Here is a 19,474-nt window from a genome sequence, read left to right on the forward strand (position 1 = left end):
TTCGACACTCCCTTACTTGCGGTTCTTACCATTCGGGCGACGACGAACAATCATCTTGTTCGAAGCCTTCTTTGGACGACGTGTACGAACCTCGCCCTTGCCCCATGGAGAAACTGGTGGCTTACCACCACGGGTGCGACCACCATGTGGATGGTCCACAGGGTTCATGGATTCGCCTCGGGTGATTGGTCTACGACCAAGCCAACGTGCGCGACCTGCCTTACCAAGCTCGATATTGGCGTGATCGGAATTACCTACTTCGCCAACAGTAGCGCGGCAACGAGCGTCCACGTTACGAATTTCGCCAGATGGCATACGCAACTGCGCATAAGCACCATCCTTAGCGACGAGCTGAACAGCAGCACCAGCGGAACGAGCAATCTTCGCACCACCAAGTGGACGAAGCTCAATTGCGTGAACCACGGTACCAGTTGGGATATTCTTCAGAGGCAGGTTGTTGCCTGGCTTAATATCAGCCTGAGCGCCGGTCTCAATAACATCACCCTGGGCAACGCCTTCAGGAGCGATAATGTAACGCTTCTCACCGTCTGCGTAATGCAACAAAGCGATGCGAGCGGAACGGTTAGGGTCATACTCAATATGAGCGACCTTTGCTGGCACGCCATCCTTGTCCCAACGCTTGAAGTCGATGAGACGATACTGACGCTTGTGACCACCGCCGCGATGGCGAGAAGTCATGCGGCCGTAAGAGTTACGACCACCAGTCTTGCTGAGTTTGCGTACCAGCGACTTTTCAGGCGTAGAACGCGTGATCTCGGCAAAATCCGAAACCGAAGCGTTGCGACGGCCTGCAGTCGTCGGCTTATAAACGCGGATAGCCATAATATAGTATTCCTTTACTTTTCTCGGCTAGCCTTCAGTTACCAAAGATGTCAATCGTTTGACCTTCAGCCACGGTGACAATAGCACGCTTCTGGTTCACACGACGGCCGAAACCGGTGCGAGAGCGCTTCAACTTGCCAGCGCGGTTCAAAGTGTTAACGTTTGTCACCTTGACCTTGAAGATTTCTTCGATAGCCTGCTTGATCTGAACCTTGTTAGCATCTGGAGCCACTACGAAAGTGTACTGACCACGATCAGAAGCTGCATAACTTTTTTCAGAAACAACTGGCTTAAGAATTACGTCATGTGCTGGGTTATGGACTGCGACCATTTAAATCAGGCCTCCTTAACGACAGGCTCGGTCTTAGCAGCAACGAAGGCTTCGAAGCCTTCCTTGGAGAAGACGACGTACTGAGCTGTAACAACATCGTAAGTGTTGAGCTGATCAGCGAAGATCACGTGAACAGTTGGAATGTTGCGTACAGACATCCACTCATTGATGTTCTCACGAGAAAGAACAACAGTAGTGAATTGGTTATTGGTCACAGGAGTAAGTGCTGCAACAGCTGTCTTGGTGGATGGAACATCCTTAATACCAAAGTCAACTACAGCAATACGTCCAGCATTTGCACGATCCGAAAGAACGTAGCGAAGAGCAGCTGCCTTCATCTTCTTCGGGGTGCGCTGATCGTACTTACGAGGAACTGGACCGTGAACAACGCCACCATGTACCCACTGAGGAGCACGAATGGAACCCTGGCGAGCACGACCGGTGCCCTTCTGCTTCCATGGCTTCTTACCGCCGCCGGAAACATTAGCACGATTCTTCACAGCATGGGTGCCCTGACGAGCAGCAGCAAGCTGAGCGATTACGACCTGATGAACCAGTGGACCGTGAGCTAAAACGTCTTCGTTGGAGATGCCGAAAATTTCAGCAGGAGCTTCAACGGTTCCGTTTGCATTGCCCTTAGTATCAGTGACGTTCAGAGTTACGTTTGCCATAATTATCAGGCTCCCTTCACTGCCGAACGGACGAGAACGATTGCGCCCTTAGGACCTGGAACAGCGCCCTTAATAGCGAGAATGCCGTTCTCGACATCCGAAGAAACGATGGTGAGGTTAAGCGCGGTGGAAGTCACATGACCCATGCGACCAGCCATACGCTTGCCCTTCAAAATGCGGCTTGGAGTTGCGCAAGCGCCCACAGAACCTGGGCGACGTTCGTTCTTGTGCGAGCCGTGAGTACGACGATAGGACTTGAAGCCCCAACGCTTGATAGTGCCAGCAAAACCCTTACCCTTGGTAGTGCCAGTGACATCTACTTCAGAACCCTCAGCGAACAATTCAGCAGTCAATTCCTGACCTGGCTGATAATCTGCCGCGTTCTCGGTGCGCACCTCAGCGAGGTGACGACGAGGAGTTACACCAGCCTTTGCAAAATGACCAGCCAATGGCTTAGTCACCTTGGTAGGATCAATCTGGCCGTAACCGAGCTGTACTGCGCAATAACCGTCAGACTCTACAGTCTTTACAGCGGTAACTACGTTAGTAGCAACTTCAACCAGAGTTACGGGGACGAAGAAGCCGTTTTCATCCCAAACCTGCGACATACCCAGCTTGCGGCCGAGCAATGCAGTGCGATTCTTATTCTGCGACATTACTTTCTCCCCCTTCCTACAGCTTGATCTCGATGTTTACATCCGCAGGCAGGTCAATGTGCATCAAAGAATCCACAGCCTTTGGCGTTGGATCTACGATGTCAATGAGGCGCTTATGAGTGCGCATCTCGAAATGCTCGCGAGAATCCTTGTATTTATGAGGAGAACGGATAACAACAAACACGTTCTTCTCGGTCGGCAGAGGAACCGGACCCACCACTGTGGCGCCCGCGTTCGTCACCGTCTCGACGATTTTCTTCGCCGATTGGTCGATGACCTCATGGTCATAGGACTTAAGCCTGATGCGGATTTTCTGTCCCGCCATTGCCGTCCGCCCTTTCTAGCGATTCGTTTACTGTTTACCAACCTGAATTCAAGGGCACCGGCGAGAATAAACCCCTAGGGTAATTCCACATCAGTGCGCGGCATCAAAAACCTATTCATACAAAAAGATTTCGATTCAAAGTTTTTGCTTCCGCGCTCGCTTTTTTTAATTACAATATGCGAGCCTTAAAACAGGCAACTAAGTAATTAAACCATCAACCTTCGATTATTAAAAACCGGGCGTGTCGGCTATTTTCCAACAAAAAATGGCAGAAACTACAATTAGTTGAGCTTCTGCCATTATTAACTAGATATGCAAATAATTACGCCGCTTCACGCTCCAAGCGCATGCGATGGCCTTCTTCTTGAGAAACACCATAATATGCAGCAATAGCAATATCCTTCATATCCTCAATTTGCGGAATACGAGGATTTGCAGGCGCACACTGATCTTCGTAAGCACGCATGCCAATATTGTCAAGTATCGACCAGTAGTACGCTTCGTCTACGCCACAAGCCTTAAACGAAGCGTCCATTCCAAGCTTTTCATTTCGATACTCTTCAACAGCACGAGCAAGATTTTCAACGCCTTCTTCAGGAGTTTTACCAGGATCTACACCAAGATTCTTAGCGATCTCCTGATACCTCTCAAGAGCAATATAGCGGTTGTACTTTGGCCAGCTAGTTGGCTCTTGCGGAATTTGACCGTTATAGCGAATAACGTAAGGCAGCAAAATTGCGTTCGTATGACCGTGTACAACGTGGCACAAAGCACCAATAGTATGAGCCATAGCGTGGCACATTCCTAAGAATGCAGAACCAAACGCCATTCCAGCCATAGTAGCTGCATTATGCATTTTTTCTTTTGCTTCAATCTTGCGCTGAGAATCTTCACAATTCACAGAATCGTTGAGATTTTCCCAAATAAGTTTCGAAGCGTGCAAAGCCATAGCATCCGTAAAATCATTTGCGTAAACAGAAACATAAGCTTCCATAGCATGAGTTAAAGCATCAAAACCAGAATCGCACGCCAATCGACGCGGCTGAGTACGAGCCAAAACAGGATCGACTATTGCGACCGTTGGAGTCAAAGCGTAATCCGTAATAGGATACTTGTATCCAGTCTTGTGATCTGTAATAACAGCGTAAGGCGTAACTTCAGAACCAGTTCCGGAAGAAGTTGGTATGCAAATAAGCTTAGCTTTGCTACCAAGAGGCGGAATCTTAAATGCGCGCTTACGAATATCGAAGAACTTTTCTCGCAAATCAGCGAAAGAAATCTCCGGATGCTCATACATAAGCCACATAATCTTAGAAGCATCCATTGGAGAACCGCCACCAACAGCAATAATTGTGTCTGGCTGGAATTCGTCACGCATCATTGCGGCGCCACGCTCAACTGTTTCAACGCTTGGCTCAGGCTCAACGTAATCAATAATACGGAAGCTAACGCGATTATCTCGAGCACGAAGCTGATCAACAATCTTATCGACTACGCCAAGTTGCTCCATAACCTTATCGCACACAATAACTGCGCGCTCAACGCCGTACATATCTCTCAAATAACGAATAGCATTCGGCTCAAAATAAGTTTTAGCCGGAATCTTGAACCATTGCATATTATTATTCCTTCGTGCAATACGCTTAATATTAAGAAGATTTATAGCTTGTACGTTGCCAGAAACGGAATTTCCACCATAAGATCCGCATCCAAGAGTAAGCGAAGGAGCAATCGCGTTGTAAATGTCTCCAACGCCACCAAGAGATCCAGGAGAATTCCAAACAATTCTGCAAGCATGCATACGAACACCATATTCGCGCACAAGATCTTGATTATTTGTGTGAATTACAGCAGTGTGACCAGCTCCATGCACAAGCATCTGTTCACACATCTTGAAGCCTTGTTCCTTATTTTCTGCGCGAAGCATTGCGTGTACAGGAGCGAGCTTTTCCATAGTAAGCGGCTCCATTTCGCCAACTTCTTTGCACTCTGCAACCAAAATCACAGCATCTTCTGGAATTTCAAATCCAGCTTCGTGCGCAATATATTGCGGAGACTTACCAGGAACAACAGAATTAAGTTTTGGCGTATTTCCAGAATATGCAGTGCATCCAAACATATATTGTTCAAGCTTAGCTTTTTCGTCAGCGTTAACAAAATATGCTTTCCTGCGCTTCAATTCGCGAAGCAATGGCTCATATACATCCTTATGCGCAATAATTGCTTGCTCTGTTGCACAAATCATTCCGTAATCAAAATGCTTTGAAAGAATCAAATCATTTGCAGCACGCACAATATCAACATCACTATCGACATATGCAGGAGCATTTCCAGCACCAACACCAAGAGCAGGTTTTCCTGAAGAATACGCCGCCTTAACCATTCCAGGACCGCCTGTTGCAAGAATAGTTGCGATCTTTGGATGTTTCATCAATGCACCAGTAGCTTCAATTGAAGGATGCTCAATCCACTGAATGCAATCTTTTGGCGCGCCTGCAGCCACAGCAGCATCGCGAACAATTCGAGCTGCTTCAGAAGAGCACTTTTGCGCGAAAGGATGGAATCCAAAAATAATTGGGCAACGAGTCTTAAGTGCAATAAGCGACTTAAAAATAGCTGTAGAAGTTGGGTTTGTAACTGGAGTGACGCCTGCAACAATACCAACCGGTTCAGCTATTTCGTCAATTCCGAGAACATCGTCCTCGCGAATAATACCAACTGTTTTTTGACCTGCTAGATAATGCGTAATATGTTCGCATGCAAAGATATTTTTTGTAGCTTTATCTTCTACTAAACCACGACCTGTTTCATCAACAGCCATCTTTGCAAGAACCAAATGTTTATTCAACGCTGCCACTGAAGCTTTAGCAACAATATGATCAATTTGCTGCTGATTAAGCTTCTCAAACTCATTCAAAGCGACAGTTGCTTTTTCAACAAGTTTATCAACTTCATTTTGAGCAGCTAACGCAATGTCATCAGCACTAGCAGTTTTGCCAGTTTCGGCTTGGTGTTGTGCCTCAACCATGAGTATCCTCCTCGATAGTTCCACCAGCGGTATCAATAGACTTATGAACAAACTAATTTAGTATTCACCGCTAAATATGTGATACAAGTCACAATTTAGTCTCTTTGCTGTACTTTCGCATCTTTGAAGCGAGTTGCGCTATTTATGAGCGAGCTTTATCCTCTATTGTTCGTTATTTGTTCTTTTTTGTAATGATTTATGTTCGATTAATAGATAAATTTTTCTAGAATGTCAATTTTGACAGATAATTACACACTATTTATAACATTTACTCAACAAATTTAATAAATAATAAAAAATACAAAAATGGCTCCCAGCAAAACCAGGAGCCATTTGTAAATATAAATTCGCGAAACTTAACGCTTCGAGAACTGAGGTGCACGACGTGCCTTGTGCAAACCAGCCTTCTTGCGTTCCACAACGCGAGCGTCACGAGTCAAGAAGCCAGCCTTCTTCAAAGCAACACGGTTTGCATCGCGATCGATAGCATTCAATGCACGAGCAACACCCAAACGAATAGCACCAGCTTGACCAGTGGTACCACCACCGTCAACGAGGACTACAACATCAAACTTGCCTTCAAGCTTGAGCAACACGATTGGTGAATTCACTTCGCGTTGCAACAAACGAGATGGGAAGTACTCCTCCAAAGTGCGACCATTGATAGTCCACTTACCGGAGCCAGGAACCAAACGCACGCGAGCAACAGCTTCCTTACGACGACCAGTGCCGTAGCCTGGCTCGATGGCGGAAGTACCAGTGCCTGCACCAGCATTGGTTTCAGTGGTGTAGCTAGTCAGTTCTTCTTCGTTCTCAAGAACCGCGGAGTTGTTATTTTCTGCCATATCTATTCTCCTTGATCTCACTTAGCCTGCTGAGAGACCTGAGCGATCTCGAAGACCTGTGGCTTCTGCGAAGTGTGCGGATGCTCAGCTCCGGTGAACACACGAAGACGGTCAAGCTGCACCTTAGCAAGACGATTCTTTGGAAGCATACCCTTAACGGCAGCCATGATAATACGCTTTGGATTCCTTTCCAAAAGCTCTGCATAGCTATCACGACGAAGGCCGCCCGGACGACCAGAGTGGGAATACAGTTCCTTGCTCAACTTATTGCCAGTCAAAGCAATCTTTTCAGCGTTAATAATAATAACGTGATTGCCAGAATCAGCATGAGGAGCAAACGTTGGCTTATTCTTACCACGCAGCAAGATTGCTACCTGAGAGGCCAAACGACCAAGTACCACGTCAGTGGCATCGATGATGTACCAGTCATGAGTTAAATCTGCTGGTTTCGGTGTGAAAGTCTTCACAATCGTACCTTTTCTCTATTGTGTTTCGAGCGTATATCTTCTTGGTTTATAGAAAATATTTTACTCATAATCCGTGGGCTCCCTGAAAGTCCTCGATGGCGAGTGGGAAAAGCGCTTTGAAGGACCCCTTAGGGAAACACAACAATCTGCAAGTATATCGCCAAGTGGCGACTACTTGCAAGTGTCTATTTTATATAAGGCTGAGACGAATACAAAACAAATTGCTAAACAAATTGTCAAACAAAATAAAGCACAAAATGTTATGCATTCATAATCGCAGAAAGCGACTGCACTCGAGGCAAATCAAACATATTATCCAAGGACACAGGATTGCCTTCACCATCAGCTAATGGAATACGCCAATTCGGATACTCGTCATTCGTTCCAGGCTGATTTTGCACACGACACTCTCCAACTGCATCGACCAAAGAAGCAGCCAACAATCTGGAAGGAGCAGCCTTCAAAGCGCGGTACAATGCTTCAACAATCTCCTGAGTATGAGCATCCTCATCCTCAAGCAACTGAGCATCCAAATAACCACCTTTGACCAACATTCGCATCATAGCGCGATGCTCTGCCTCAGCTCCAGCGCGGAATTCTTCAACAGAACCAGTAAGCAAGTGCAAGCGCTCACGAATATTAACTTGCTCATAGCGCAAATAGCCGGCAGCAGGAGGCAAATCATGCGTATTTACAGATGCAAGCGTCATTTCGCGCCACTTGTCTGGAGTACGGAATTCGCCGTCACGCTCTTCGAACCATTCAACCGTGCAACCAAGCACAGCCTTCTTGCGCAACACTTCCAAAGCATTTGCGGGCAAAACACCCAAATCTTCGCCAACAACTACACCGTGAGCACGAGCGGCTTCAATTGCCAAAATGCCAAGCATAATATCAGCATCGTAGTAAACATAAGCACCGCCACTTGGAGCTGAACCTTCTGGAATCCACCATAAGCGGAAAAGTCCAAGAATATGGTCAATGCGAACAGCACCTGCTGAAGCAAACATTCCATGAACCATATCTCGGTATGTTTTAAAACCAGTCCGCTCAAGCTCAAATGGGTGCAAAGGTGGCTGAGACCAATCTTGACCTTGCTGATTGAAGTAATCAGGTGGAGCGCCAACAGTAGCTCCGTTAGCAAATCTCTCCGGATTCCACCAAACTTCAGATCCTGCAGGATGCACGCCAACAGCCATATCAGACATAATGCCGATTTTCATACCAGCTTTACGTGCAGCAACTTGAGCATCATGCAATTGCGTAAAAGCAACCCACTCAAGCCAACGATAAAACTCAAGAGTATCTGGGAAACGATTAGCTAATTCGCGAACTTGCTCAGAATCCTTAGTAAGAGTTTTCTCCCAGCAATCGTCACCCTTTGGAACACCCCACTTGTCGTAGCACAAGCACCAAGTGGCATAAGATTCAAGCCTGTCACCCATCTCATGCTTAAACTCATTAAAAATGCGAGCGCGATCTTCAGACATACCAGCCTTGAAAATCAGCCACAATGCACGCATTTTTACACGCCACATGGAATCACGGTCTATTATTTGCGCGTCATTGTTAAGCGGCTCAACCTGTCCATGAAGCTTTTCAATTTCTTTGCGAGTTTTATCATTTAACGTTTCGTACTCAGGAATACTTTCTGGGCTAATATACGTTACGTTTACCATTCCTCGAGCAACCGGCAGGTATGGGGATGGAGTAAGCGGAGTTATAGGCTCACCTGCATGCATTGGGTTTATTAACACAAAGTCAGCGCCAGTTTTTTGCTTAGCTTCAGTAAGAAGAGTCGCCAAATCAGCAAAATCACCAACACCCCAAGACTTCGAAGAACGGATTGAGTAAAGTTGTGCCATCCATCCCCAAAGCTGTTCTCCATTGGACTCTAAGGAATTCAGCGTATCAATGCTTTCTGGAGCACTAATAAGTGTTGCTTCTTCTTGTCTCTCACCAACTATCACACGCAATGTGTGATAACCCATTGGCACATCTTCAGGAATTTTTATAAGAGATGTTGCAACAAATTTTCCATTTACAGGGTATGCAACATCATTTTCGTTAGGAACAATAGTTAAATCGCCTTTATATTGTTCACCATTTTCCAATGTCAATGTTGCAACTGGGTATTCTAATATTCCCGTATTAACTGTAACTTCATCACATTTGCCAACAGTGTGCAAAACTGTTGGAGCAACAATACGACCGTGTCGATACGCTAAAACGTCGTTTGTAGATCTTTCTATTGTCTCATTTGTGGAAGCATCTACGCCTAATGCGCCTAAGACAGAAACTAATACGTTATCTTGAATCTCGTGTTTTTGATTATCCGAACCAATAAAACTCACGCCAACGCCCATTAATTCAGCAAGACGGTGTAATGGCTTCATTGCTACTTCTTCATCTGTTGTATTATCCATACGCTCCATTATTCGCGTTAGCAACGACTGCGCGCCGCTGATGATACATCTTCAGATTTATCGTTGCATAGTTCTTGCAGCACATTTTGTGGAACACCAGGATTTAGCGCAACAGCTCTTCGTACCATGGAAGCTAATACAATTGGAGCGTTTTCTTCTGCACTAACACCAAGGGAGGCGAGATATTTCAATGTTTCAGCACTTATGCCATCCGATTGCGCACCCTCTAAACGCATTTTCCAAGAAGCTTTTGGATTGCATAATGCAGCATTTCGAACTGCGTTACATGAATCTTTAGTAAGTCTTCCAACTAACCAATTTTTAGCATTTTTATTTTCAGCAACAGCCAAACGTACTTTATCAGCAGAATCTTCAGAAAGTTTCACTAATATGTTTGGGAAAGGCATTTCTGTAGCTAAATAAATACGGTCTTCTTCTGGAGTATTGATATTACCTGCAACTGCTTCAAGCAAGGAGGTGGCTCTAGAAAATGCCGCTTGGTCTGATCGATCCGGTAATTCTCTCCTAGCAAATTCATGAAGCTCAGCTGAATCTTCGCTATGTCGTAAATGCTCATATACAGCAGTTAAAGGTTCATAAGATGAATCGTCAATAGTGTTTGTTTTTTCATTAGTCTTTTCCATGAAATCACCTTTAACGCTTAGTATCTATCAGCTTATTACTTAGAGTACCATCTGCTTCCGGCACAACACTTCCAGAAAAAGCATTCTGAACCATATCAAGAAATTCTTGTGATTTTAAAGTTGGAATAGCAATATTAAGGGAAATTTCAGCACCATAAATTTCGTTGTCAATTATGCCTTCCATTTGGCTTACAATATGCTGCAACATTCGCAATTGTTGATATTGCAACTTGCAAGTAAAACGAGTGCACGTAATAATATCAACTATTTGCGCAGATTCTACTGCCATACTTGCTGCACGCGCATAAGCTCTGGTTAGGCCACCAGCTCCAAGCAAAATACCGCCAAAATATCGTGTTACTGTTACTACACAATCTGTTAAATTTGACGATCTAAGTACATCTAATATTGGTTTTCCTGCTGTTCCAGTTGGCTCACCATCATCACTCATGCGCTCACACAATTGAGCTTTCGACGAGCCACAAATTGCAGCATAAGCAACATGACGAGCTTTAGGATTCTTAAAACGCACTGATTGCATAAATTCCGCAGCATCGTCAAGATTATCAATATGACAAATGCATCCAATAAACTCTGATTTTTTCTCTACGAAAGAAGCCTCGAAAGGCTGTGATTGCAATTGACGAACAGTGTGCAGAATATTATGCGAATTAGTCACTAGATACTACCCAATACTACGCTTTTTCGTAACGCAATAACCTGTCAATGATACCAGAAATATCTTCCATTGCTGCATCGGCACCTTCTTCGGTACCAATTTTTACAGATTCATGTATTTCTTTATTGACATGTTCCCTTGCCACTATCACTGCTAAAGAATGTAAAGCAGCAGTTGCAGCGGAAAGCTGCATAAGAACATCTTGACACTTCGCATCGTTTTCAATCATAGTATTGACTGCTGCAAGCTGACCTTGTACTCGATGCATGCGTACTATCAGTTTTTCTTTATCAATATCATAATTTTTCATCGTTACTCCGATTTATCAATTACACAACCACATAAAGGTTATAACATCATATATAAATTAATACAATAAATCGTTGTATCTATATTATGCATCATCGTATTATTTATTGCAAAATGACGCGTTAATCTACTTCAAAAAAATCTCAATAGACTAACGCGCCAAATATTCTACATTAAAAATGCGCTATTTCACTAACCGACGCCTCATTGGAGGAATCCCGCCATGTCGCGCTCCACCAGACATTCTCCCATGCTTAGGAACTATAGATGAAAAACGACCTAACGATAAACCTGAAGCAAAGGTTAACGTAATAACAGCCAGAAGTATCACAGTTACTGAAGAAGCACCAGTAACAGCAAGCGATGTTGGAATTGTATTACTTTGATTAACATAATTCTTATTAGCATTTTCGTTGCTATTTGTGCTGTCGTGTTGATTGGAAGCATTATCATTCACATCATTTTTCGAATCAGTTGAATCATCACTCCTAGCCGTTTCATCACTGCCAGTTTTACTATGATTTTCTTCTACATTTTCTTTGTTTTCTTTATTATTCTCCTCATTTTCATCATTTTCATCATTCTTAGAACGATCCTCGCCGCCGGAAACTTGCACAGTCTCTCCTTCTACACCCAATGCGTGAGTTGCTAAAGGATTACCCTGAGCATCGTAAACTTCAGCTTTCCAATAAACAGTTCCTTCATGATCTAATGTAATATCTGCAGAACTTACAGAAATAGAAGACTTTTTACTTTCTTCAGCTTGTTTATTTGTAATATTTACGCGAGATTGAGGCATTTTTTTCTCAATTCCAGCAGATATTACAGTTTCCTTAGTCTCTTTAGTTTCCTTAGCTTCCTTAGCTTCCTTAATCTCCTTAGTTTCAGAATCACTGCCCTTCTTAGCGTCACCATTCTTAGCATCACCATTCTTAGCATCGCTACATTTAGCTCCACTAGAATCACTCTTATTCCCCTTACCATCTTCATACTCGTATGCACTAAACACTACGTAACTTCCTTTTGGCAACGTGCCAGTAATACGAGCATTATCGTGGAACTTTTCACCAGCCTTAACTTTTTCATCGCTTACTCTAGTTGTAACAGATACAGGGGTAGTTAAAACATCCGGTTCAACTAAGGCACGACTCCACAATCCGTCATACGCGGATTTATGAGCTAAAGCGCGTGAAGAACCAGGAAAATCATAAACAAACACATACCATCCTGACTCACTATTTTTATTAGCGCGAATATGCACGTTATTTTCCAAAACTTTCGGCTCAGTAGTAGACCTATCAGTTCCAGCAATAGGTCTAAGCGTAATATTTCCGTTGCCAATCTTGTACACGCCATTAACTGCAGGAACATCCCACTTTGCAACCAAACGATGATGACTATCTTCTTTTGGCTCTTGATAAGACGGCTCGCCTTTAGATCCCGGCATATAATTTTCGTTGTCTTTTTTAGTAGGATTTTCGCTACCTGCACCAGCCCACCAAACGCGAATATGCGCTTTTTTATCTTCATTAAAGCCGTAACTGTTATTTCCCTTAAAAGATCCGTAAGTTTCAGGAAGACCTCTTACAGTAATCTCATTAACAATTTCCGTATTAAGCCCAACAGTTTGCTGCTTAGCAACAATATCTGAGCTCACGGTTGCTTGATGAACAGCCGTAGTGTCTGTAGAACCAAATAGCTGCACAACATCATCTTTCAGAAACTCTCGGTCAGATTTATTCTGAGAATCGCGAGAAATAATCCAAACCCATGTGCCAAACAAACCTGCTTCTAAATCATTTACTTTATAAGCTTCTGCTTTATCAAGATCAGATGCTGTAATATCGCCATTAGCGCGTTTTGCTACTGCAGTTATAGTTTCGCCAGAATTAGAGAAATTAGCTTTAGCCGCAGCAACTTGGCGCAAATTAGGCATAGAACGCATGCGATTCAAGTACTCTTTAGCAGATTCACCACTATTTCGCTGTTGAATATGCAAAATATCTTCAGCTGAACCTACAAAATAGTAGCCTTGCGCGCGAAGACGAACATTTTCTGGCCAAGAATCATTTCCTGCAACACTGCTAGTTACAGTACTATCTACCTGCTCTCCTGCACGCAGCTCATGCTTTGATATTTTCGACTTAAGTAACGGCTGGAAAGTTTTTTCTACACCAAAAGAAAAATCTTGCGGATACCATGTATTTTCAAAAGATCTAATCACATCTTGACCATCTGGAGAGAATAAACGTTCAGCTTTTGGAGCGTTAAAAGAAACTTCAATTCGAGCGTTTCCAGCATCAAGTGCGTTCCAAGTAATATCTAAACCTTCTTTTTTAGATTTTCCTTCAAAAGACTCAGATCCGTTAGCAAATTTAATAAGATTATTTGAGGATTTTACTTTAATAGGTACTCCTCCTAAAGAATCTCCATTAGAATTTTGCAGACTAATATGCATTACGCCAATGCGCTTGCCCTTAGTGTAATCATTTTTTAGCACAGCCTTAACCGGAGTTTCTTTAACACCCTGCTGCCACAACTTATCTGCCTTATTCCTTAAAGTTTCTGTTTCAACGTCTACAAATCCGTTTTCAACAGCCTCCTTCCATCTATCTTGATTAATATCAAAATGATTATGAATCATAAACGCCAAAGCAGCCTGAGTTAAATCATCGTCATTGTTGTTGTGCGTTTTAATAATATTTGCAGCAATACGATAATCTTCACCATTCATCTGCTTAATATTGCCTTTGTAATCTATAAACACGGAAGATTCCATGCAAAAAATAGAATTCTTTCTACCCTCCCACTTATCCGTAACAGGACCGAGCCTTAGCCTTGCAATCTTTTCGCTTAGCCATTCAACAGTATTCGACTTTTTGTAATAATAACCCGTTAATTTATCGACAGATCCCATAGCAATTTGCGAACAAAGCACCGAAGGAACTAGTACTGCGGAAGTAAACAATGCCAACATTTTGCGAATATTTTTTTGTTTCATGAGGTTTCGCAATTTATTCGCACAACTAAAATTAGTATGCTTCCCCAAATATGTTTCCATAAAAATCTCCTTTAACCCAACCCTTAATGCAATAGCGAATTATGAGAATAATTTTCTATTTGCATTGAACACTAGAGTAAGCGCTCATGACATCAACTATGACTTTAGAAAAGATTTGCGTAAATATTTTTTTAGTATTGTGGTTAAAAGGTAGTATTTGGATAAAAGTTATGCACAAATCCACAATTTTGCTTAAATCTCTTGCCTAAATTTTTGCCGTTTACCCGCCGCTTACCCAATTTTTTCATGTGGAGATTTTTAAAAAAACAAAAACTCCGGACTGCAAAAAGCAATCCGGAGTAATCCGCGGAGTCAGAGAGATTCGAACTCTCGAGCCGCTTACACGACTAACACCTTAGCAGGGTGCCCCTATCGGCCACTCAGGCATGACTCCACTTGTTTACTGTACATAACAGCAACAAATTGACACTATAGCACCTCTTAAGGACTGTAAACAAGCTTGGCGACACACTTTAAGATAACATTTAATATAACAATATCCAGTGCTACACAGGATTGTGATCTCCAGAAAACGTTACAACTACAGCAAACATAACAAGAATTATTCCTGCAATATCAGTCAATGTTGGAATTTCACCAAATCCCATTCCAATAATAACCGCGATTGCAGGATACAACGCTTGCATAACAGAGTATTTTGCAGAAGTAACACGTTTCAATAAAACCTGATCAAGCAAAGTTGGGAAGAAAGAAGCACATATTGCAATAACCAACATTAACGCAAGTAAAGCAAAAGAACCACCAGGGCGAGCAGCCCAAGTAGCTTCTGGTTTAGGCGAAATAACATGCTGCACTGCAGGAACAGCAAGAACAACAGATTGCAACAGCCAACCAATAAGAGCTGCAACACTTACACGATCAATAGCGTGCGAACTTTTTGCCAACATGCGACCTGAAACAATATATAGGCCCCACATTGAACCGCCAACAAGAATGGCGAATAACCCAATTAGAAAATGCGGGCTTACTGAACTATGTATAGAAGCGCTAGCTAACAGCATAATGCCACAAACAGCAATCACAATTCCCACACGCTCTCGCCATTCATGACCTGTAATAACAGCTACAAGCAAGGGACCTATGAATTCTATAGTTACCGCAACACCAACAGCCATGCAACTAATAGCAACATAGAACATAGTGTTCATAGCAACTAACGACACGCCAACAGCTGCAACAATCCCCCATTCTCGTAGCGTTTTTGGCAAAAGACTACGTTTGCTGCGAGAAAATGGTCTTCTCCAAGCCAAAAGCAACAATGTCATAAATCCTACGCGATACCACACTGCATACAGAGGATCCAATTGGCTAAAAGCTACTTTTGCAACAGAAGTTGCTGTATACACCATTGAAGCCTCAATGACGATAATAAGCAGCACAGGCATGCGATGTAAAAGATTGACGACAAATTGCTTCATAGCAACAACCCTACATGAATATTGATCCGACATACGCTTTTTTACAAAAACATTAGTTTAATCCACAAATTTTTTCCATAAAATCGAACGTTTGTTCTATTATAAACTTATGAGTACAGCACCGAGAGTACAAGCAGCGAAACGTGATTGGGGGCACGACACCTCAGGTTGTAACATACTTCATGTCGACATGGATGCATTTTATGCTTCTTTAGAAGTTGCAAGACACCCGGAGCTTAAAGGAAAGCCGCTTATTATCGGCACAGGCAATCGCGCTGTTGTTTCTGCAGCAAGCTACGAAGCGCGCGCTTACGGCGTTAATTCCGCTATGCCCGTTGTTAAAGCTAGAAATCTTTGTCCACAAGGAGTTTTCTTGCCAGTTGACATTCCTTACTATTCAAGCGTTTCCAAAAGTATTTTTGAAAATATTTTTTTGCATATTACTAATCAAGTTGAAAAAGTTTCTGTTGACGAATGCTATATGAATGTTAAATCGGCTTTATTACAGTGGAAATCGCCTGTAAATATTGGAACTTGGGTACGAAAAGAAGTATTTGAAAAGTATCATATTACATGCTCGGTTGGCATTGCCAGCAATAAACTTATTGCAAAGATGGCTTCAACTAACGCAAAACCTAACGGAATGCTTCTTATTCCGCAAAAATGTAATGAAGATTTTGTGTCAATAATGCCCTTGCGCGCAATACCAGGAATTGGCTCATCTTTAATACATAAGCTTGAGGATTGGGGCTTATCTACTGTTGCGTCGCTTAAAAATGTTGACGAAGCAACGCTTACTCGCATAACGGGTTCGCAAATCTTAGCAAGAATGATATATCAATCAGTTAGGGGCATAGACGAGCGCACTGTGACTGCACATGCCCCTGAAAAATCCATTGGAACTGAGCGAACTCTTGATACAGATACCACGAACGAGAATGCTGTTAAACAATTACTACAGCAATGCTGCAGCGAAGTAACTCAACAGTTGCGAAACAGAAAACTTATGGCACGCACTATAACGTTAAAACTACGCTTTGGCGACTTGCATTATGTTACTAGATCTTCTACTTTGCAAAACGCAACTGATTCAACACACGAGTTTTACGAGCATGTCGTTGTTTTGCTTTCTAAAGCTAATCCAACTGTGCATAATTACATTCTTGGAGGCAATAACACAAAGCTTTTAAGCCCAGTTCGTTTAGCTGGTGTTACAGCGAATAATCTTGTGCCAGCAAACAAAGTTTCACTTCAGCCTTCTCTAAACGATATTCTGGAGGAAAATACTCGCGAATCTAAAAATCCTACACAAAACATCATGTCCACAATGAATAAAAATACTAGATTGCGTCACGCAGAACACGCTTTAGATGCCGTTCGCAAAAAATACGGCAACAACGCTGCCCACATTGGATTGTAAACTCGCGCCACATTAAATAATACTTTGCAAATAATTAATTACTTGCTTTATCTGAACGCGGAGGCAATGCCGCAACGCGAGCTTCATCCCATCCGGAAGCTCCAGCATCTGTAGCTCCTCCCAAATCTCCGAGCTTGTCGAAATAATCAACCGCAGCATCGCGATACCACTCCCAGTCTTCTGGCAAATCATCTTCATAAAAAATAGCTTCTACTGGGCAAGCCGGTTCACAAGCTCCACAATCCACACACTCGTTTGGGTTAATATAAAGCGTTCGATCGCCTTCATAAATGCAGTCTACAGGGCATTCATCTACACACGCTTTATCTTTTACATCAACGCAAGGCTCTGCGATTACATATGGCATAACGCCCTCCTTTCTGCTTTTATGCAACTTTTCTATTATAGAACATTTTTGAAAAGTCTATGACACAAAAAGTCGGCATGCGATATAACCGTATGCCGACTTCTTGCTAAATAAATAATTTATTAATTTTGACTATCTTGCGAGGCCGCAGCAGTCGCCTCAGCTTGAGCTTCTGCACGAGCCTGCTCCTCTGTTTCTCCTTCAGCTACCTTCTCTGCAGCAGCAGCATCTTGAGCAAACAAAGTTTCAACCGGAACACCGAGCTGCTTAGCTTTACGCAACTGCCTGCCAAGCAAAGAATTGCGGTAAGAGTAGCCGAAGTATACCGCAAAGCCTATTGCCAGCCACACTGCAAAACGAATCCAAGTCAATACAGACAAGTTAAGCATGAGCCAGAATGTAGAAAGCGCTGCAAACAGCGGAAGCCCTGGATTGCCAGGAACGCTAAATGAACGGTGCAAATCTGGTCTGCGCATACGCATAATCGGCACACCAGCAGAAACAAGCAGGAATGCAGAAAGCGTACCAATGTTCACCATGTCGGAAAGAATGCCAATATCGAGAGTGGAAGCAACGACTGCCACGACAATACCAGCAACAATCTGAAGTCTTGCAGGAATACCACGCTTGCTTACCTTAGAGAAGCTACGTGGAAGCAAGCCATCGCGGCTCACAGCGAAGATAATGCGCGTAAGACCGAGCAAAAGCACCATCACAACGGTTGTTAAACCAATAACAATACCGAGGGAAATAATCTTTGCAGCCCAAGTAGCACCCACAAGTTCGAAACTTGTAGAAAGCGAAGGAGCGGCTTGCTTTGCCAAATCCTTATAGGAAACCATACCAGTTGTTACGACCGCGACGAGGATGTAAAGAACAGTAACGATAAACAAACCAAGGCCAATGCCTCGTGGAATGTTCTTGTGCGGATCCTTAGTTTCTTCTGCTGTTGTTGCAACAACATCAAAACCGATGAATGCGAAGAACACGAGAGCCGCGCCGGAAAGAATACCTGGAACGCCATAAACAGCTGGCTGCATGCCTGTTACCCACTGCCACAAAGGCTGTGCCATAACCCCAGAGACTTCTATTCCCTTTACACTTGCAGCGTCGGTTGCAGGTGGCACAAATGGCGTAAAGTTGGAAGCTTTAATGTAGAAGAAGCCCACAACAACCACGAATAGAACGATACCAATCTTCAAGATTGTTAAAGCGCCGTCGAAGCGTGCAGAAAGCTTAGTTCCAAGGACAAGCATAGTTGTAAAGAATGCAACGATTATAATCGGAGCAACATCAATAGTGAAACCACCTAAGTTAAAACTTGTGGTCATATTCAAACCGAAAAGCTTCATTAAATCGTTAAGATAAACGCCCCAATACTTTGCAATTACTGAGCCAGCCATCAGCATTTCTAGGATCATATCCCAGCCAATAATCCAAGCAATAAGCTCACCAACTGTAGTATATGTAAACGTATAAGCAGATCCAGCAACTGGAATCATAGAAGCAAATTCTGCGTAACACATTGCAGCAGAACCGCATACAATGCCTGCAATAATAAAGCTAATAATTACAGCAGGACCAGCATGAAATGCTGCAGCCTGAGCGCCAACAGAGAAAATACCGGCACCAACAGCGACAGCAACACCCATAACTGCCAAATCCCAAGCATTTAATGTACGTTTAAGATGGCGTTCACCATCCATAGTCTCAGCGATAGTCTGTTCAACAGACTTTTTTCTCCATATTTGCATAATAAACGCACTTTCGTTGAGGTATAGGTATAAAGGTATGCCGCAATCAGAAGCGCATCGACAAATTTGCGAAACAGTTGCGACTTCACCTATATAAAATTTCTACTTAATTTTCTTTATTTATTCCTGTAAATGTAATTAAATAAAAAATTTATATAGATAATGTAGGTAAATATTACACAAAACATTGCTTACACGGTAGTTTTACC

At 43.1% G+C, this 19,474-nt stretch carries 17 protein-coding genes and 1 tRNA gene; 1 reads left to right on the top strand and 17 read right to left on the bottom strand.

Annotated features, from left to right (window positions below; genetic code table 11):
• Positions 1-12 precede the first annotated feature (12 nt).
• From rplB to HXT48_RS06245, 15 genes are all read right to left on the bottom strand, one after another.
• Positions 13-843 carry a 50S ribosomal protein L2 gene (gene rplB, locus HXT48_RS06175; RefSeq protein WP_004574091.1) on the bottom strand — a complete coding sequence of 277 codons (831 nt, stop codon included), beginning with the start codon at positions 841-843 and terminating at the stop codon, positions 13-15.
• A gap of 34 nt (positions 844-877) precedes the next feature.
• Entirely contained in the window at positions 878-1,174 is a 297-nt protein-coding gene (rplW, locus tag HXT48_RS06180; RefSeq protein ID WP_004105515.1) for a 50S ribosomal protein L23, read from the bottom strand.
• Positions 1,175-1,179: 5 nt separating this feature from the next.
• Complete coding sequence (rplD, locus tag HXT48_RS06185; protein WP_012913826.1) at positions 1,180-1,845, bottom strand: 50S ribosomal protein L4; 666 nt, start codon at positions 1,843-1,845, stop codon at positions 1,180-1,182.
• A 5-nt stretch (positions 1,846-1,850) separates the two neighbouring features.
• Positions 1,851-2,501, bottom strand: a complete 651-nt coding sequence (rplC, locus tag HXT48_RS06190) for a 50S ribosomal protein L3 (RefSeq protein WP_004105519.1) — start codon at positions 2,499-2,501, stop codon at positions 1,851-1,853.
• Between the two features lie 16 nt (positions 2,502-2,517).
• A complete protein-coding gene (gene rpsJ / locus HXT48_RS06195; RefSeq protein WP_003808013.1) occupies positions 2,518-2,826 on the bottom strand; it encodes a 30S ribosomal protein S10 in 309 nt (102 codons plus the stop codon).
• Between the two features lie 322 nt (positions 2,827-3,148).
• Positions 3,149-5,854, bottom strand: coding sequence for a bifunctional acetaldehyde-CoA/alcohol dehydrogenase (gene adhE, locus HXT48_RS06200; protein ID WP_174182675.1), 2,706 nt, complete (start codon positions 5,852-5,854; stop codon positions 3,149-3,151).
• A 356-nt stretch (positions 5,855-6,210) separates the two neighbouring features.
• Positions 6,211-6,699 carry a 30S ribosomal protein S9 gene (gene rpsI, locus HXT48_RS06205; protein WP_004105525.1) on the bottom strand — a complete coding sequence of 163 codons (489 nt, stop codon included), beginning with the start codon at positions 6,697-6,699 and terminating at the stop codon, positions 6,211-6,213.
• A gap of 17 nt (positions 6,700-6,716) precedes the next feature.
• Positions 6,717-7,166: a 50S ribosomal protein L13 gene (rplM, locus tag HXT48_RS06210; RefSeq protein ID WP_012913824.1), complete on the bottom strand. Its 450-nt coding sequence runs from the start codon at positions 7,164-7,166 to the stop codon at positions 6,717-6,719.
• 260 nt (positions 7,167-7,426) lie between these two features.
• Entirely contained in the window at positions 7,427-9,601 is a 2,175-nt protein-coding gene (gene malQ, locus HXT48_RS06215) for a 4-alpha-glucanotransferase (protein ID WP_102703343.1), read from the bottom strand.
• An 8-nt stretch (positions 9,602-9,609) separates the two neighbouring features.
• Positions 9,610-10,236, bottom strand: a complete 627-nt coding sequence (locus tag HXT48_RS06220; protein ID WP_004109701.1) for a hypothetical protein — start codon at positions 10,234-10,236, stop codon at positions 9,610-9,612.
• A gap of 10 nt (positions 10,237-10,246) precedes the next feature.
• Entirely contained in the window at positions 10,247-10,915 is a 669-nt protein-coding gene (locus tag HXT48_RS06225; protein ID WP_102155447.1) for a YigZ family protein, read from the bottom strand.
• 16 nt (positions 10,916-10,931) lie between these two features.
• Positions 10,932-11,225 carry a metal-sensitive transcriptional regulator gene (locus HXT48_RS06230; RefSeq protein WP_004109707.1) on the bottom strand — a complete coding sequence of 98 codons (294 nt, stop codon included), beginning with the start codon at positions 11,223-11,225 and terminating at the stop codon, positions 10,932-10,934.
• A gap of 183 nt (positions 11,226-11,408) precedes the next feature.
• On the bottom strand, positions 11,409-14,285 hold the full coding sequence (locus tag HXT48_RS06235) for a peptidase (protein ID WP_102155449.1): 2,877 nt from the start codon (positions 14,283-14,285) through the stop codon (positions 11,409-11,411).
• A 307-nt stretch (positions 14,286-14,592) separates the two neighbouring features.
• Positions 14,593-14,679 (bottom strand) — tRNA-Ser (locus HXT48_RS06240).
• A gap of 112 nt (positions 14,680-14,791) precedes the next feature.
• Complete coding sequence (locus tag HXT48_RS06245) at positions 14,792-15,724, bottom strand: EamA family transporter (RefSeq protein ID WP_004105538.1); 933 nt, start codon at positions 15,722-15,724, stop codon at positions 14,792-14,794.
• A gap of 109 nt (positions 15,725-15,833) precedes the next feature.
• On the opposite strand from HXT48_RS06245, the gene dinB reads away from it, so the two are divergent.
• The gene (gene dinB / locus HXT48_RS06250; RefSeq protein ID WP_064621618.1) at positions 15,834-17,144 is read left to right on the top strand and encodes a DNA polymerase IV; all 1,311 of its coding nucleotides are present in this window, start codon (positions 15,834-15,836) and stop codon (positions 17,142-17,144) included.
• A gap of 34 nt (positions 17,145-17,178) precedes the next feature.
• Here the strand turns inward: dinB and fdxA are convergent, their stop codons facing one another.
• Together fdxA and HXT48_RS06260 are read right to left on the bottom strand one after the other, a co-directional pair.
• Positions 17,179-17,511, bottom strand: a complete 333-nt coding sequence (gene fdxA, locus HXT48_RS06255) for a ferredoxin (protein ID WP_004109733.1) — start codon at positions 17,509-17,511, stop codon at positions 17,179-17,181.
• A gap of 122 nt (positions 17,512-17,633) precedes the next feature.
• On the bottom strand, positions 17,634-19,265 hold the full coding sequence (locus HXT48_RS06260; RefSeq protein WP_102155450.1) for an APC family permease: 1,632 nt from the start codon (positions 19,263-19,265) through the stop codon (positions 17,634-17,636).
• Positions 19,266-19,474 lie beyond the last annotated feature (209 nt).

It is taken from the genome of Gardnerella sp. KA00127, from assembly GCF_049244125.1.
In the GTDB taxonomy this organism is placed as follows: Bacteria; Actinomycetota; Actinomycetes; order Actinomycetales; family Bifidobacteriaceae; genus Bifidobacterium; species Bifidobacterium swidsinskii.

Bases quoted from the DNA above. Each gene is read 5' to 3' on its own strand.
- rplB (WP_004574091.1), bottom strand. From the start codon at position 843: ATGGCTATCCGCGTTTATAAGCCGACGACTGCAGGCCGTCGCAACGCT.
- rplW (WP_004105515.1), bottom strand. From the start codon at position 1,174: ATGGTCGCAGTCCATAACCCAGCACATGACGTAATTCTTAAGCCAGTT.
- rplD (WP_012913826.1), bottom strand. From the start codon at position 1,845: ATGGCAAACGTAACTCTGAACGTCACTGATACTAAGGGCAATGCAAAC.
- rplC (WP_004105519.1), bottom strand. From the start codon at position 2,501: ATGTCGCAGAATAAGAATCGCACTGCATTGCTCGGCCGCAAGCTGGGT.
- rpsJ (WP_003808013.1), bottom strand. From the start codon at position 2,826: ATGGCGGGACAGAAAATCCGCATCAGGCTTAAGTCCTATGACCATGAG.
- adhE (WP_174182675.1), bottom strand. From the start codon at position 5,854: ATGGTTGAGGCACAACACCAAGCCGAAACTGGCAAAACTGCTAGTGCT.
- rpsI (WP_004105525.1), bottom strand. From the start codon at position 6,699: ATGGCAGAAAATAACAACTCCGCGGTTCTTGAGAACGAAGAAGAACTG.
- malQ (WP_102703343.1), bottom strand. From the start codon at position 9,601: ATGGAGCGTATGGATAATACAACAGATGAAGAAGTAGCAATGAAGCCA.
- HXT48_RS06220 (WP_004109701.1), bottom strand. From the start codon at position 10,236: ATGGAAAAGACTAATGAAAAAACAAACACTATTGACGATTCATCTTAT.
- HXT48_RS06230 (WP_004109707.1), bottom strand. From the start codon at position 11,225: ATGAAAAATTATGATATTGATAAAGAAAAACTGATAGTACGCATGCAT.
- HXT48_RS06235 (WP_102155449.1), bottom strand. From the start codon at position 14,285: ATGGAAACATATTTGGGGAAGCATACTAATTTTAGTTGTGCGAATAAA.
- HXT48_RS06245 (WP_004105538.1), bottom strand. From the start codon at position 15,724: ATGAAGCAATTTGTCGTCAATCTTTTACATCGCATGCCTGTGCTGCTT.
- dinB (WP_064621618.1), top strand. From the start codon at position 15,834: ATGAGTACAGCACCGAGAGTACAAGCAGCGAAACGTGATTGGGGGCAC.
- fdxA (WP_004109733.1), bottom strand. From the start codon at position 17,511: ATGCCATATGTAATCGCAGAGCCTTGCGTTGATGTAAAAGATAAAGCG.
- HXT48_RS06260 (WP_102155450.1), bottom strand. From the start codon at position 19,265: ATGCAAATATGGAGAAAAAAGTCTGTTGAACAGACTATCGCTGAGACT.